We start from the raw sequence: 16,153 nt of genomic DNA on the forward strand, positions 1-16,153 counted from the left end.
GGACGGGAACGGGTGCCGCGCGGGCGCTCCTTCCCATCCAGCAGCCGAAGCGTACCCGTCGCGCCTGGCCCGGCATAGGCCGAAATCGGACCGAAAAGCCGTCCTATTCCCCCGATTGTCTGTGCGCGCGGTAACCGATCATCGCTACCGTGCCGGGTCTGGCGGGTTGTCGCCTTGCCGCTCCCACCCGCTTTCCTGGTTTGGTGCCAGCGAATGCATTAACGACACCGGCGCCCCTTTGTTTAACTATCGCGGAGAGTACGCGTGTTTTGTCTGCTGCGTGATCTGAGCCATGCCGACATCGGCCACCGCCAAGGCGGCGCATTGCGCCCCCGGCAAGGTTCGCCCCTGCCCGGCCAGCTCGGCGGGTCGGCCAACACGGAGGCCCGCGCATGAATGCCGCGGCCGTGCTGGGCAACCGCTCGGAATTGATCGAGCGCTTCAAGGGCAATCCGCGCCTGCCGCTGATGCTGGGCGGCGCCGCGCTGGCCGCCGCGATTGCAGTCGGCGTGCTGTGGTCGCGCAGCCCCGACTACAAGGTGCTGTACAGCAACCTGTCCGAGCGCGACGGCGGCGCGGTGATCGCGTCGCTGCAGCAGATGAACGTGCCGTACAAGTTCGCCGAGGGCGGCGGTGCGGTGATGGTGCCGGCCGACAAGGTCCATGAGATGCGGCTGCGGCTGGCGTCGCAGGGCCTGCCCAAGAGCGGCAACGCCGGCATGGAGTTGATGGACAACCAGAAGTTCGGCATCAGCCAGTTCGCCGAACAGGTCAATTACCAGCGCGGGCTCGAAGGCGAACTCGCGCGCTCGATCGAATCGATCGCCGCGGTGCAGTCCGCCCGAGTGCATCTGGCCATTCCGAAGCCGACGCTGTTCGTGCGCGAGCGCCAGAAGCCGACCGCGTCGATCGTGCTGACGCTGCATCCGGGCCGCGCCATCGACGAAGGCCAGGTCGCGGCGATCAGCCATCTGGTGTCGTCCAGCGTGCCGGAGCTGACCCCCAAGTCGATCTCGATCGTCGACCAGCATGGCAACCTGCTGTCGGGCAACGGCAGCAACGAGCGCATGCTCGATGCCACGCAACTCAAGTATGTGCAGACGCTCGAGCGCACCTACGTGCAGCGCGTCGAGTCGATCCTCGCTCCGATCGTCGGCCAGGGCAATGTGAAGGCCCAGGTCACCGCCGACGTCGACTTCAGTATCGTCGAGCACACCGACGAGTCGTTCAAGCCGAACCAGGATCCGACCCGCGCGGCGATCCGCAGCCAGCAGACCAGCGAATCGAACCAGCAAGGCGGCTCGCCCGTCGGCGGCGTGCCGGGCGCGCTGTCGAACCAGCCGCCGCTGCAGGCCGCCGCACCGGTGGTCACGCAGCAACCGGGACAGCAAGGACAACAAGGACAGCAGGGTCAGCAAGGACAGGCCGGCCAGCAGGCCCAGGGTCAGCAGGCCGGCACCGCGCAGGCCGCGCTCGCCGGCGCCCAGTCCGGCCCAAGCAGCAACCGCCGCGATTCGACCACCAACTACGAGCTCGACCGCACCGTGCGCCACGTGCAGCAGGCACCGGGCGGCATCCGCCGCCTGTCGGTCGCGGTGGTGGTCAACCATCGCCAGGTGGCGGGCGCGAACGGCAAGGTCACCAGCGAGCCGCTGACCGCCGCGCAACTGGCGCAGATCGAGAACCTGGCCAAGGAGGCGATGGGCTTCTCGCCGGCGCGCGGCGACTCGCTCAATGTGGTCAACAGCCCGTTCACCTCCGGCGACGAGATCAAGCCCGAACTGCCGCTGTGGAAGCAACCCGAGATGATCGAGCTGGCCAAGACCGCCGCGCAGTATCTGCTGCTGGCACTGCTGGCCCTGTTTGTGTGGTTCAAGGTGGCACGGCCGATCCTGCGCAAGTACACCGCGCCGCCGTTGCCGCCGCCCGCCGAGACCAACGCGGCCGAGTCGGTGCTGCTGCCGGCCGAGGAGCAGCAGCCGGATCCGGAAGTGCTGCGCCTGACCGCCAAATACGAAAGCGATCTCGCCCTGGTGCGCGACGCCGCGCAACGCGACCCGCGTCTGGTCGCCAGTGTGATCAAGAACTGGATGTCAAGCGATGAACGGTGAGGGCTTGCAGAAGAGCGCCATCCTGATGATGTCGCTCGGTGAGGATGCAGCGGCCGAGGTGTTCAAGCACCTGTCGCCGCGCGAAGTACAGACGTTGGGCTCCGCCATGGCGTCGCTGAACGCCGTCACGCGGGAAGAAATGGCGGCCGTGCTGGCCGAGTTCCGCAGCGAGACCGAGCAGTTCCTGGCGCTGTCGGTCGACTCGAGCACGTTCATCAAGAGCGTCCTGAACAAGGCGCTGGGCGAGGAACGCGCGCTGTCGGTGATCGAGGACATCCTGGAATCGCGCGACCCGGGCAGCGGCATCGACTCGCTGAACTGGATGGATGCGACCTCGGTGGCCGAGCTGATCCGCGACGAGCATCCGCAGATCATCGCCACCATCCTGATCCACCTGGACCGCCAGAAGTCCTCGGAAGTGCTGGCGCTGTTCACCGACCGGCTGCGCAACGACGTGGTGCTGCGGATCGCGACCTTCGGCGGCGTGCAGCCGGGCGCCCTGCAGGAGCTGACCGACGTGCTGACCAAGCTGCTGGCCGGCCAGAGCCTGAAGCGCAGCCGCATGGGCGGCATCCGCACCGCGGCCGAGATCATCAACCTGATGAACACCACGCACGAGGAAGCGGTGATCGCCGGCGTGCGCCAGCACGACAGCGACCTCGCGCAGAAGATCATCGACGAGATGTTCCTGTTCGAGAACCTGCTGGAAGTGGACGATCGCGGCATCCAGCGCGTGCTGAAGGAAATCGCCACCGAGTCGCTGATCGTCGCGCTCAAGGGCGCGCCGCAGGAACTGCGCGACAAGTTCATCCGCAACATGTCGACCCGTGCGGGCGAGATGCTGCGCGAGGATCTGGAAGCGCTGGGCCCGGTGCGCGTGTCGCAGGTCGAGGCCGAGCAGAAGAGCATCCTGCAGGTGGTAAGACGCCTGGCCGACGCCGGCGAGATCCAGATCGGAGCCGGCGACGATGCCTATGTCTAATCCCTACGCGCGGCAGGCGCTGGGCCACCATCTGGGCGGCCCGCTCGGCAACGAGCGCGACGATGAGCGTGACGACGGTTTCGGCGCACGCTACGAGCCGCGTGCACAAGCCAGCGCCGCCGCGCAGTCCGCGCCCGCCGCATCGCCTTCCTCCTCCGCTGGGCTGAACCTGCGTGGTGGCCGCGACGGCGCCGCCTTCGAAAGCTTCGATGCGTTGGGCGCCGATGAACGCCAGCCTGGCAGCAAGCGCGGCGACCGCGGCAGCGACGGCAACGGCTGGCGCCGCTGGAAGATGTCTGCCTTCGACGCGCCGCCGCCTCCGCCGCCGGCGTTCGAAGCCGAACCGGAAGAACCGGCGCCGCCGCCGATCGACTTCGCCGCGCTGGACGCGATGCGCGAGGGCGCCCGCAAGGAAGGCTATGCCCAGGGCTACACGCAGGGCCAGACCCAGGGTTACGGCGACGGCCATCGCGAAGGCTACGCACGCGGCCTCGAGACCGCGCGCCAGGAGGCCGCCCGCCTGCAGGAACTGGCCGGCACCTTCGCCGGCGCGCTGCGCCGCATCGACGACGAGGTCGGCCAGACGCTGATCGCGCTGGCGCTCGATGTCGCCCGCAAGCTGGTGCACGACACCGTCGCGCACAACCCTGCCGTGCTGTTGCCCGCGGTGCGCGAGCTGCTGGCCAACGAGCCGGCGCTGTCCGGCGCGCCGTGCCTGCTGCTGAACCCTGACGATATCGAGCTGGTGCAGACGCATCTGTCCGGCGAGCTGGAAGCGGCCGGCTGGTCGGTGCGCGCCGACGCGACCGTCGCACGCGGCGGGTGCATCGCCAGCGCCGCCAGCGGCGAGCTGGACGCGACGCTGGCGACGCGCTGGAGCCGCGTGGTGAAAGCCCTTGGCCGCAACGATCCGTGGGAAGCGCCCGATGCGTGAAGCGATCGCCGCCGCCTCGACCGATGCCGCAGCCGGCGTGCCCGAGCTGCATGGCCAGCGCTGGCGCGATGCGCTGGCCGGCGCCGCCGCCAATGTCGCCGAGCTCGACAGCAAGCGCAGCTGCGGCCGGCTGACGCGCGCCGCCGGGCTGGTGCTGGAAGCGGTCGGCCTGCGCATGCCGGTTGGCAGCGACTGCCTGATCGAGATCCCTGGCCATGCCGGCGCGCCGGGTCAAGGCCCGCGCATGGCTGAGGCCGAAGTGGTCGGCTTCGGCGCCGACCGTCTTTATTTGATGCCGCAGTCCGACGTGCTGGGCCTGGTGCCCGGCGCGCGCGTCTATCCGCTGGAACCGTCGCCACTGCCCAGCGGCGACAGCGCGCCGCGCGAGCCCGGCTCGAAGCGGTTGCCGGTCGGCGAAGGGCTGCTCGGCCGCGTGCTCGACGCGGCGGGCCGGCCGCTGGACGGCCTCGGCCCGTTGCAGGCCGCGCGCGAGGTGCCGCTGGCCGGCTCGCAGATCAATCCGCTGTCGCGCGCGCCGATCGATACCGTACTCGATGTCGGGGTGCGCGCGATCAACGGCATGCTGACCGTCGGCCGCGGCCAGCGCATGGGCCTGTTCGCGGGCTCGGGCGTCGGCAAGAGCGTGCTGCTGGGCATGATGGCGCGCTATACCAGCGCGGAAGTGATCGTGGTCGGCCTGATCGGCGAACGCGGGCGCGAGGTCAAGGACTTCATCGAGAACATCCTTGGCGAGGAAGGCCGTGCCCGCTCGGTGGTGGTCGCCGCGCCAGCCGACACCTCGCCGCTGCTGCGCATGCAGGGCGCCGCCTATGCGACGCGCCTTGCCGAATATTTCCGCGATCAGGGCCGCCATGTGCTGCTGATCATGGATTCGCTGACGCGCTATGCGATGGCCCAGCGCGAGATCGCGCTGGCCATCGGCGAGCCGCCGGCGACCAAGGGCTACCCCCCTTCGGTGTTCGCCAAGCTGCCGACCCTGGTCGAGCGCGCCGGTAACGGCGCCGAGGGCGGCGGCTCGATCACCGCCTTCTATACCGTGCTGGCCGAGGGCGACGACCAGCAGGATCCGATCGCCGATTCGGCGCGCGCGATCCTCGACGGCCATATCGTGCTGTCGCGCAGCCTGGCCGAGGCCGGCCACTATCCGGCGATCGACGTCGAGGCCTCGATCAGCCGCGCGATGACCGCCTTGATCTCGCCGGAGCAATTCGGCTCGGTGCGCCGCTTCAAGCAATTGATGTCGCGTTACCAGCGCAACCGCGACCTGATCAGCGTGGGCGCCTACGTGCCGGGCGCCGATCCCGAACTCGATCTGGCGATCCGCCTGCATCCGCGCATGGAAGCGTTCCTGCAGCAGGACATTCACGAGCGCGCGGGCTACGGCGAATCGATCGACCAACTGCATCTGCTCTTCGACAGGAGCGCAAATGGCTAAGACCTCCCCGTTGAACACGCTGGCCGACCTGGCCCAGAACGACACCGACACCGCCGCGCGCGAGCTCGGACGGCTGCAGGGCCAGCGCACGCAGGCCGAACAGCAGCTCGCCGCGCTGACCCAATACCGGCAGGAATACCGCGCGCGCATGCAGGCGCTGATGCAGAACGGCATGCCGTCGGCGCGCTGGCACGACTTCTCGCAATTCCTCGATTCGCTCGACGCGGCGATCCGGCATCAGACCGAGGCGCTGGCCAAGGCCGAATCGCAACTGCTGGCCGGCCGCGCCAACTGGCAGAAACAGAAGCAGCGGCTGAACTCCTTCGACACGCTGATCGCACGCGCCGAGTCGCGCGAGCAGCAGATCGCCGCGCGCCGCGAGCAACGCGCCACCGACGAATACGCCGCGCGCCTGGCGCGGCAGCAGGTCGGCAGTGGACACAACCAATAAGCCAGAAGCACAGATGATCGATATCAGCCAAATCGTCAGCGGCGGCACCGCGGCCGCCACCGCCCCGCGCAACCCGCAGCCCGCCTCGGGCGCCAGCGAGTTCGGCGATGCACTGGCGCGTGCGCGCCAGACGCAGGCCGGCGAAGCCGGCGCGCCGAGCCAGCAGCGACCGGCGGCCAATAGCGGCAAGGCCGCCGACGGCGCCGGCAAGAGCGCGGCCGAAACCGGCAAGAAGGCGGACTCTACTCACGCCAATACCGAAAGCGATACCGGCAAAACACTGGCGAATTCGGGCAAGGTCGGCGGCACGACCGAAGATCGGCAGGACGATACCGACCTGGCGGACGGCGACACGGGCACCAACGACAACGCCGGCGCGGCCGCCGCCGCGGCACTGCTGGCGGCGATGCTGCCGGCCGCGCCCGCTGCCGCAGCCGCCGCTGCGGTCGCTGCCGGAACTGCCAGCACGGGCGCGGCGGATGGTGCAGCCATGCCCGCGGCGTCGACGGCCGCGATCGCCGGCCAGCTGCCGCCCACGGCAGCCGCACCCGACGCTGCCCCTTCGCTGGCAGAGGACACGCTGAACACCATCGCGTCGCAACGGGCGGCGCTGGCGGCCACCACGGCGGCGCCGGAAGCGGCCGTGGCCAAGCCGACCACGCCGACCGATGCGCAAGCGGATGCCGGCAAGCCGGCCATGTCGTTCGACGCGACCGCCAAGGCCGCGCTGAGCGCCGCGCAAATGCAGGCGTCCACCGGCAACGGTGGCGCGCATGACGGCGCAGCCGGCGGCCGCGACGGCAGCACCGGCCAGTTCGCCGCCCCCGCGCAGCAGCCCGCTGCGGCGGCAAGCAGCACGGCCGTATCGCCGACGGCCGCGTTGCAGGCCGCGCTGCAGGCCGCATCGGCCGCCGCCAAGGCACCGGGCGAAGACAGCGGCGCGGTGGCCGCGCCGGTCGAAGGCGCCACACCGCTGGCGCATGGCACCGCCACCACGCTCGGCGCGCAAACCGGTGCGCAGGGCCCGGTCACGCTGCCGCTCGCCCCGCGCGTCGGCGATCCGCAGTGGCCGCAGGCCCTCGGCCAGCAGATGGTCCGCCTGACCACGCAAGGCAACCACACCGCCGAGCTGCAACTGAATCCGCCCGACCTCGGCCCGCTGAAGGTCGTGCTCAATGTGGTCAACGATCAGGCCCAGGCCCAGTTCGTCTCGCCGCACGCCAGCGTGCGCGCGGCGGTCGAGGCCGCCCTGCCCCAACTGCGCCATGCGATGGCCGACAGCGGCATCCAGCTGGGCCAGACCTCGGTCGGCGCCGAGCAGTTCGCCGGCCAGCCGGGACAGGGCCAGCAGCAGGCCCCGCAACACCGCGGACAGGGCTTCGCGCAGGGCGTGACCGAGTTCCAGCAGCCTGCCGCGACCCAGACCGCGACGGCCCCGGCCACGCCGCGCCGCGTGGCGCTGGGTGAGGTCGATACGTTCGCCTGAGCGGACGCATTACGGGCTCTCGGTGTTCTCCCTCTCCCGCAAGCGGGAGAGGGGAGCAAACCAGCGGTAGTTGATACGCTCGCCCGACCCGCAAGAAAGACCCACGGTGTTCTCGCTCTCCCGCAGGCGAGAGAGGGCAGCCAACCCGCTGGTAGCCCGCTCACCGGCGTATCATTCCCCCTCCCCATGAATCGATACGCGCGGTACCCCCATGACCTTCGACCTGTTCGACAACCTGCCGGAGCCGGATAGCCGCGGCGGGGAACACAGCGAAGCGATCGGCCCGGGTGCCGTTGTGCTGCGCGGCTTTGCGCTGTCCCGCGCGACCGCGCTGCGCGAGGCGATCGAGCAGGTTCAGGCCGATGCCCCCTTCCGTCATCTGATCACGCCCGGCGGCTTTCGCATGTCGGTGGCAATGACCAATTGCGGCACGCTCGGATGGGTCTCGGACGAGAGCGGCTATCGCTACGACCCCATCGACCCGGACAGCGGCCGGCGCTGGCCCGCGATGCCGGATGTCTTCACCGAGCTGGCACGCGAGGCCGCCGCCGCAGCCGGCTATCCCGGCTTCGCGCCGGATGCCTGTCTGATCAACCGCTATACGCCCGGCACGCGGCTGTCGCTGCATCAGGACCGCAACGAACGCGATCTGCGCGCGCCGATCGTCTCCGTGTCGCTGGGCCTGCCCGCAGTCTTCCTGTTCGGCGGAGCAAAACGCGCCGACCGTCCGGCGCGCGTGCGGCTCGCCCACGGCGATATCGCCGTCTGGGGCGGGCCGAGCCGGCTGTTCTATCACGGCATCGCGCCGCTCGCCGATGGCGATCACCCGTTGACCGGGGCGCTTCGCCTGAACCTGACCTTTCGCAAGGCTGGCTAAAACACGTCGTCATGACGGCGCGATGACACATCGATGAAGCGTCGATGAAGATTCGTCGCCAAGCACACCGGCCGCGGCTTCCCATGCACTTGATGCCATTGCATCAGACATCTTTTCATCGCGACGTCACGGACCGCCCCTAGCATCCACCTCGCCGTCAATTTGCACTTGCCGCTGCATTCATCGCATTGGCACGATGCGGCCGCGCAATGTCCACGACATGCCTTCGAAAAAAAGGCTTCGACATGGCCGCGATGCGATGCCCGGCATTCAATCCAACAAAGGGAGGTCCCCCCGTCATGTCTTACATCACCGATAAGGCGCGCGAGCCGCGCCGTGCGGCTGAAGGCTACATTACCGTTCCTGGCCAGACGCTCGAAGAGATCGTCGCCGCCAACCCGGCCCGTCGCAAGGTCCTGCGCGGCGGCCTGAGCCTGTCGCTGCTGTCGGTCTTCGGTTCGACCAGCCTGCTGGCCGCCTGCGGTGGCGACGACGATCCCGCGCCGGCCCCGGCTCCGGCGCCCGGCCCGACCCCGAGCCAGCCGCTGGACTACAGCATCGGCTTCAACCCGGTGGCGGACAAGGTCACCGCAGACACCGTGACGCTGCCGGAGAACTACTCGTACGAGGTCCTGTTCTCCGCCGGCGATCCGGTCGAGATCGGTTCGGTCGGCTATAGCGGTTCGTTCCAGAGCTCGGCCGAAACCGAGCGCCAGGCCGGCGGCAACCACGACGGCATGCACTTCTTCGAGATCCCCGGCGTCGACCCGCAGAAGGGCGGCCTGCTGGCGATCAATCACGAAGCGATGGATTCGGCCATCCTGTTCCCGGGCAGCTACAACGAAGCCACCGCGACGGCCGAGCAGAAGCGCCTGGCACTGTCGTCGGTCGGCGTGTCGATCATCGAGGTCGAATTCGTCGACGGCAAGTGGCGCGTCAAGCGTGACTCGCGCTACAACAAGCGCTATACCGGCAACACCATCTACAAGGTCGGCGGCCCGGCGGCCAGCGCGATCGGCGGCAGCGTGGTCGGCACGCTGAACAACTGCTCGAGCGGCAACACGCCGTGGGGTACGTACCTGACCTGCGAGGAAACGACCGACAACTACCTCGACCAGTCGAACCCGGAAGAGGGCTACGGCTGGGTCGTCGAAATCGACCCGCTGAACCAGCTGGGCGCGCCGACCAAGCGCACCGCGATGGGCCGCTTCGACCACGAGAACACCGCCTTCATGACCGACGCCAACAACCGCGTGGCGTTCTACATGGGCGACGACGGCACCCCGGGCTGCATCTACAAGTTCATCCCGAGCAATGCCTTCGATCCGAACAACCGCGCCGCCAACGCCAACCTGCTGGACCAGGGCACGCTGTACGTCGCCAAGTTCAACGGCGACGGCACGGGCCAGTGGATTGAGTTGACGCACGGCAAGAACGGCCTGGTGACCGGTGCCAGCGATCCGGGCAACTACACCCAATCGACCACCCCGCCGGCGCCGACCATCGTCGACTTCAACTCGCAGGCCGACGTGCTGATCAAGACCAAGGCCGCTGCCCGCGTTGCCGGTGGCACGCTGATGGACCGTCCGGAGTGGATCACGGTTGCGCTGGACAAGACCGTCTACTGCACGCTGACCAACAACGGCAGCCGCCGCGTCACCGACCCGGCGAACCCGCGTGCGACCAACCCGCATGGCCACATCATCCGCTGGAAGGAACAGGGCGACTCGCCGCTGGCTACCACCTTCACCTGGGAAATCTTCCTGCTGGCCGGCGACCCGTCGCTGTCCGCGGAGAACCTGAAGGGCAATATCGTCGGCGACACGTTCTCGAGCCCGGACGGCATCCGCGTCGATCCGAAGGGCCGCTTGTGGGTGCAGACCGATGCCGGCACCGGCAGCAGCACGACCGACATCTTCGGCGCCAACTCGATGCACTACGTCGACCAGCAGACCCGCGAGTGCAAGCGCTTCCTGGTGGGCCCGCACGGCTGCGAAATCACCGGCATCGCCTACACGCCGGACCTGACGACGTTCTTCATCAACATCCAGCACCCGAACGGCGCATGGCCTAGCGCCAGCCTGCCGGCGCGCTCGTCGACCATCGTGGTTCGCCACAAGGACGGCAAGCCGATCGGCGCGTAAGTCTCGGCGTTCGATGCCGGCCCCCGCGCCGGCACTCCCAGAAGCCCGACGGCGACCTGCCGTCGGGCTTTTTGCTTGTTGCCGCGAAAGCGGTGGGCTTTGCTAAGGCGCAATCGCTTGCCGTCAACCGGCCGCCGGCAAGCGGCGCCAGCGGCGGCGCGCAGGAGCCAGCGTCGCGATCGCTGCCACCCCGGCATGCGCCTGCGCGGCATGGCGGCGCGCGAGCAGCGCCTGCTCCAGCAGGAAGCGGTCGCGCCATTGCGTCGCGGCTACCTGCGTCGCGGCCTCCTCGGTGCGGTCGACCGGCGTGGTGTCTCCGTTCACCGCGCCCTTCACGGCGCCCTTCGCGGCGACATCGGCCGTTGCGCCCTCGCCCGGCCGCGCGGCCAGCGTCGCGAGCTCGTCCTGCACCTCGGCAAGACGCCGCCGCGTGCCTGCGCTGGCGGGCACCGGTGCTTCGCTGCCGACCGCTTCCGCTCGAATCACGCCTGCCAATGCCGCCATCCTGCGCACGGTCACATGCAACCGCGCGAATTCCGTGACGATGGCCGGTCCCAGTTCAGGGCCGGCCTGCTCCAGCGCCTGTTCCGCGCGCGCCGACGCTCGGCCGGCGGCCATGCGCAGCGCCTCCAGCCGCATCTCGGATTCGTCGAGCGCGGCATCGGACATTGCCTGCGCAAAGGCGGCGCGCAGATAGATCGCGTGGATCGCGACCGCTTCCCGTGCGCGCCGGCGCGCGCGCGACAGCTCCGCGCGCGGCGCCAGCACCAGGTAGCTGGCCAGCGCGATCAGGCAACCGAATGCGGTATCGGCGCCGCGCAGCATCGCCACATGGCTGCTGTCGGACGCGGGTTCGCCGATCCACGAAAACAGGATCACCGCCGGCGTCAGCATCAGCGCGAACAGGCCGGGGCTCCCGGCAAGACGAGCGACGTAGGCAGCGGACAGCGACACCGCGCTGATCGCCAGCGCGACCGGCGCGGCGGGATGCAGCAGCCCCACCAGGCAGGCCAGCAGCGCGCCGCCCAGCGAGCCGGCGAAGCGCTGCAGCGAGATGCTCCGCGTGGTTTGCAACTGCGGGCTCAGCACCATGATCACGGTCACCGCGACCCAGTAGCCATGATCGAGCTGCCAGATCAGACCCGGCATCAGGCTCAATCCGCCCGCCAGTGCGAGGCGCACCGCGTGGCGCGTCACACGGGCATCGCGGGCGCCAAGCTCCGCCAGCGTAGTGCGCCACTCTCGCAAGCCGATCCACAGCGAGCGGCGCGGCCAGTGGAAGGCAGCGCGCCATGCAGCGAAGTCGGGGAAGCGCGCCAGCGAGGCGAGCGCGGCGTGATAAAGCGGGGGTGCGCTGGCATTGGCGACCTGGCCATGTACCCGCTTGAGTTGCAGATACATCGACCGCGTCAGCGCCGGCAGATCGGCCGCATGACGTGCCAGGCCCTGCTCGATCTGCTCGCGCAGATCGTCGACGCAGCGATGCAGGTGGCGCAGCGGCAGTTGTTCGTGCCCACGCCTGCCGCGCAGATCGGACGCGACGATCAGCAAAGCGAACACCGCCTCGGCCATCGCGATCAGGTAGCGGTAATGCAGCAGCGTGGCCGCATCGAACCAGCTGCGCTGCGCGGCGATCAGTTCGCGCGCCTGCTCGATCCGCTCGCGCACGCGGCGCTTGGCGAGATCGGTCTGCCCGTCCTCGGACGTGTTAGCAGTCCGGTCGTCGTGCACCGTAGCGGTTTCGGCCAGCGTGCGCGCCAGCGCTTCCAGCGCCGCGAAGATCGCCACCATCTGTGGACGCGGCCGCGTGTCGCGTGCCGAAGGCAGCAGCGCCAGCGACACCACGCAGGCGAAGGCGCCGCCGAGCAGATAGTCGCGTCCCATCTGCAGCGCCCACGCCGCGGCGCTGATATCCGTGCCTACATCAACCACCGGCTGCAGGCAGGCGGCAATCAGCACCACATACAGCAGCTTGGCCGACAGCGCGGCCGCGGTCCCGCGCAGTTCGACCATGCCGGCCGCGAGACCCGCGAACAGCACCACGACCACCGCCACGATCGGACTGCCGGCCATCGCACCGCCCAACGCACTGGCAAGCGCCCCGCCCACGCCGACCGCGGCAAGCGGAGGCAGGCGATCGCGCGCGGTGCCGCCGGGATCGGCGAGACACGTCCAGATCGAAGCGGTGGCCGACCACAGCAGGCCGTGGTCCGCCCCGAGCCAACCCATCGTGGCGAGCGCGAGGAACGAGGCCCCATAGATGGCGCCGCGACGGCATCGACCGGCATTGCGCGCTTCGGCGACCGTCGCGCGGACATTGGCCGAGACCGCGGCAACGACGTTGGTGACGAGACGATTCAGGGCGGAGACGGCGCGCATCGGGCTGGAAAAAGCAATGTTCCAGCCACTCTAGGGGATTCGATGTTGCGATGCAATAAAACGACGCTGGAGACGAGTTCTTCGCCGCTCTGGTGCGGGCTTGCCGCGGGATGGTGCGAACGCTTCGCCGGCGTGGTGCAGCATGAAGGCCCAAAGCCGGCATTGTCGCGGCGCTTTTTTCGATATGCGGAATTCGCCGAGAAAAACTGCCTATGCCACGTGCCGCGCTACGTTCGGTACGGGCGAAAAAAAACCGCGCGAAGTTTCGCGCGGCTGGAATCCACCGAGGTGGTGGAGGAGACAGACTCGACTATATACCATCTGCTGCGACGCAACAAGTTAGCCATGATTACCCGACGCGACGATACGGGATTTGTGGCATCGACGCCACAATATTCCTTCACCGGTCTGGCTCCACCGCCCGCCGCAAGGCGGCGCGAGCCAGCAACCGCGTCGAGTCGAGCGTCGGCAGCGGCGAATTGGCATCGCTGATGATCAGCGGAATCTCGGTGCACCCCAGCACCACCGCATCGCATCCCTGCGTCTTCAGGCCGGCGATCACACGCTGGAAGTACGCGACGGTCTCGGTTCGGAAAATGCCGCATACCAGTTCGTCCATGATCAGCCGGCCGATTTCGGCGCGCTCCTCCAAGCCCGGGCGCACCGCCTCGATACCGCGCGCGGTCAGCTTTTCCGGATAGACCTCGCTGTCGACAAGCCATCGGGTACCCGTCACGCCCACCTTGCGATAGCCGCGCCGTACCGCTTCGTCGGCAACGACCTCGGCGATATGCAACCAGGGCAGCGGAGAGCGGGGCACCACATGGTCGAACGCCTGATGGATCGTGTTGTCCGGACAGATCAGAAAATCGGCCCCAGCCCGCGCCAGCTTGTTGGCGGAATCGAGCATCAGATCGCCCACGCCGCGCAGATCGCCTCGATCCAGGCAGTCGACATACTCGGCGAGCGAAGGCGTATGCATCGAGATCTCGGGATGCCCGTGCGGCCCGAGAGACTGCGCGCCTTCCGCGCAAATGGTCCGGTAGCACAGCGCAGCGCCCTCGGCGGAGCAGCCGACGATGCCGATGTGTTTTGGCATGGCGTGATTTCCGTTTGATTGGTTAGGTAACTGTAAAGAATTGTAGCGGCCGCCCGGTCATACGATTGATTGCCAGAACGACCCTGTCTGGCGCGGATCCCAATCGGCATCATCGAGGACTGCCGATCAGGACCGGCGGCTGTGCCACCATCCGCGACTCTTCATCCCCTCTTTAGTCGGGTTGAGGGTCCCATGTCGCGCGCCGTTAAATCCGGCGCGGGTAATGCAAAGTCCAAGCCACGACTCGGACCTCGCATTACCCCAATTCATTCGCCTTTTATCAACCGGCGCAAAGTCCGGAGCCGCCCTGAACTTGCACGTTGTCGCTCGCGCCACGGCAGGAGGCCGCCGTGCGCCAAGACGTGTTGACCCATGGGTTGTCGCTTTTCTCTGTTGTCCTGGACGGCAATTGTCGCTGCGGCCGGTCTGATGTTCGCGCGTATTGCATTCGCCCAAAGTTCCAATGGCGTGGATGAGGCAGTGCGCCGCTCCCAACTCGAACAAAACCAGCAGCTTCAGCGCGAACGCACCATCGAGCAGGCGCAAGAGCGGGCGCGTCAATTGAACGTGCGCAGTGCTTCGATTGACGGCAGCACGACGGCGGCAGACGCCTTCTCGACTACGCTGCCGCAAGAGACACCGTGCTTCACCGTCAATCAAGTGGTGGTGGAGGTCCCGGACTCTTTGCCGGAATCAATTCGGTCGCAGGGCGCGAGCACGTTGCCACAGGACCCATTTCGGTTCGCCCAGGACTACCTGGATCACTTTGCCGGCAGGTGCATCGGCAGGGACGGCATCAACACGCTCGTACGGCGTCTTGGCGCACAGATACTCGCAAAGGGCTACACCACCACGCGTATCGCGGTGCCACAACAGGATCTGTCCACTGGCACTCTTCGGCTCGCGTTGATCCCCGGCGTGATCCGGCAGATCCGGTTTGCCGACGGTTCTTTGCGAGGGTCATGGAAATCGGCTTTTCCGGCGCGCCCCGGCGATTTGCTGAACATCCGCGCCCTGGAACAGGGCCTGGAGCAATTGAAGCGCGTACCGAGCCAGGACGTCGACATGCAAATTCTGCCGGGCGAGTTGCCAGGCGAATCCGATATCCTCATCGCGGTCAAGCGGACCAAGCCCTGGAGATTGATGGTCTCGCTGGACGACAGCGGCAGCACCGGCACAGGACGCCTGCAGGCCAATGCGTCGCTAGGTATCGACAACCCGCTCGGGCTCAACGACCTGCTCAACATCGGCGTCAGCCATGATGCCAATTTCAACCAGGACGATCGCGGTACACGGGGCGCCAATGCGTCTTATTCCTTGCCATGGGGCAATTGGACGCTCGGTGCGTCGGCCAGCGCCTATCGCTACTTTCAGCGCATTGCCGGCGTGAACCACGTCTTCGAGACCAGTGGGGAATCCAGGACCGCCGAGTTCAGGGCGCAGTACATGTTCCATCGCGACCAGTTTCAGAAGAACACACTGCAATTCCGCCTCGGTCACCGCTGGAGCCACGCGTATATCGAAGATACCGAGATTCTGAATCAGCAACGCAGCACGACGTTCGCGGAAATCGCCTGGCTGCATCGTCGTCACCTCGGTTCATCCCAATTGGATGTCGCCCTCGCCTACCGCTTCGGCGTGCCTTGGCTGAATGGTCAAACCGAGATTCGGACGATTGAACCGGACTTTCCCAGCCAACGCGGCAAGTTTCTGTACCACCTTGCCATTCTCGACGCGACGCTGGTCGTGCCTTTCTCCGTGCCGGCTCTGGTGGGCGACGCGCGCATACCGATGCGCTACGTCACCACGCTCCACGGCCAATACACCGGCCCGTCGCTTTTCGCCAGCGAGTTCATTTCCATCGGCAACCGCTGGACCGTGCGCGGCTTCGACGGAGACGCGACGCTTGCCGCCGAGCGTGGCGCGTACTGGCGCAATGAACTCGAGGTGCCGCTGGGTGCGAGCGGTCAGGCCGTCTACCTCGGTCTCGATGCCGGCACGGTCGGTGGCCGCAGCGCCAGCCATCTGGCAGGCCGAACCCTGGTTGGCACGGCGGTGGGCCTGCGGGGAAGCCCGGCGAAGGGCCTGTACTACGACGTCTTCCTTGGTTGGGCGCTGGTAAAGCCGGCGAACTTTCCTACCCGCTCCCCGGCCGGCGGATTCGCACTTTCCTACCAGTACTAAATCACGCTGGCCGCGCGAACCGAACCAGCAAACGCTGCCTTGCAGCATGG

Annotated in this window: 11 protein-coding genes; 9 read left to right on the plus strand and 2 right to left on the minus strand. The window is 67.9% G+C overall.

Going from position 1 to position 16,153, the window contains the following annotated elements; genetic code table 11:
- Positions 1–392 precede the first annotated feature (392 nt).
- From fliF to LRR16_RS07560, 8 genes are all read left to right on the plus strand, one after another.
- Positions 393–2,111: a flagellar basal-body MS-ring/collar protein FliF gene (gene fliF, locus LRR16_RS07525; RefSeq protein WP_232205382.1), complete on the plus strand. Its 1,719-nt coding sequence runs from the start codon at positions 393–395 to the stop codon at positions 2,109–2,111.
- The gene (fliG, locus tag LRR16_RS07530) at positions 2,101–3,093 is read left to right on the plus strand and encodes a flagellar motor switch protein FliG (RefSeq protein WP_023264265.1); all 993 of its coding nucleotides are present in this window, start codon (positions 2,101–2,103) and stop codon (positions 3,091–3,093) included. The genes fliF and fliG overlap by 11 nt, the downstream gene beginning before the upstream one ends.
- Positions 3,086–4,027, plus strand: a complete 942-nt coding sequence (gene fliH, locus LRR16_RS07535) for a flagellar assembly protein FliH (RefSeq protein WP_232205383.1) — start codon at positions 3,086–3,088, stop codon at positions 4,025–4,027. Before fliG ends, fliH begins: the two co-directional genes overlap by 8 nt.
- The gene (fliI, locus tag LRR16_RS07540; RefSeq protein WP_232205384.1) at positions 4,020–5,483 is read left to right on the plus strand and encodes a flagellar protein export ATPase FliI; all 1,464 of its coding nucleotides are present in this window, start codon (positions 4,020–4,022) and stop codon (positions 5,481–5,483) included. The genes fliH and fliI overlap by 8 nt, the downstream gene beginning before the upstream one ends.
- The gene (fliJ, locus tag LRR16_RS07545) at positions 5,476–5,934 is read left to right on the plus strand and encodes a flagellar export protein FliJ (protein WP_232205385.1); all 459 of its coding nucleotides are present in this window, start codon (positions 5,476–5,478) and stop codon (positions 5,932–5,934) included. Before fliI ends, fliJ begins: the two co-directional genes overlap by 8 nt.
- A 13-nt stretch (positions 5,935–5,947) precedes the next feature.
- The gene (locus LRR16_RS07550) at positions 5,948–7,420 is read left to right on the plus strand and encodes a flagellar hook-length control protein FliK (protein ID WP_232205386.1); all 1,473 of its coding nucleotides are present in this window, start codon (positions 5,948–5,950) and stop codon (positions 7,418–7,420) included.
- A gap of 211 nt (positions 7,421–7,631) precedes the next feature.
- On the plus strand, positions 7,632–8,297 hold the full coding sequence (alkB, locus tag LRR16_RS07555; protein WP_232205387.1) for a DNA oxidative demethylase AlkB: 666 nt from the start codon (positions 7,632–7,634) through the stop codon (positions 8,295–8,297).
- Between the two features lie 299 nt (positions 8,298–8,596).
- Positions 8,597–10,441 (plus strand): PhoX family phosphatase, encoded by a 1,845-nt coding sequence (locus LRR16_RS07560; protein ID WP_232205388.1) that lies wholly within the window; start codon positions 8,597–8,599, stop codon positions 10,439–10,441.
- Positions 10,442–10,564: 123 nt separating this feature from the next.
- Here LRR16_RS07560 and LRR16_RS07565 read toward each other — a convergent pair whose 3' ends face one another.
- Together LRR16_RS07565 and LRR16_RS07570 are read right to left on the minus strand one after the other, a co-directional pair.
- Positions 10,565–12,820: an FUSC family protein gene (locus tag LRR16_RS07565; protein ID WP_232205389.1), complete on the minus strand. Its 2,256-nt coding sequence runs from the start codon at positions 12,818–12,820 to the stop codon at positions 10,565–10,567.
- Positions 12,821–13,220: 400 nt separating this feature from the next.
- Positions 13,221–13,919, minus strand: a complete 699-nt coding sequence (locus LRR16_RS07570) for an aspartate/glutamate racemase family protein (protein WP_232205390.1) — start codon at positions 13,917–13,919, stop codon at positions 13,221–13,223.
- A gap of 372 nt (positions 13,920–14,291) precedes the next feature.
- Here LRR16_RS07570 and LRR16_RS07575 point away from each other — a divergent pair, with 372 nt between their 5' ends.
- Entirely contained in the window at positions 14,292–16,103 is a 1,812-nt protein-coding gene (locus LRR16_RS07575) for a ShlB/FhaC/HecB family hemolysin secretion/activation protein (RefSeq protein WP_232205391.1), read from the plus strand.
- The last annotated feature ends 50 nt before the right edge of the window (positions 16,104–16,153 follow it).

This window comes from Cupriavidus sp. UGS-1 (assembly GCF_021213615.1).
Classification (GTDB): Bacteria; Pseudomonadota; Gammaproteobacteria; order Burkholderiales; family Burkholderiaceae; genus Cupriavidus.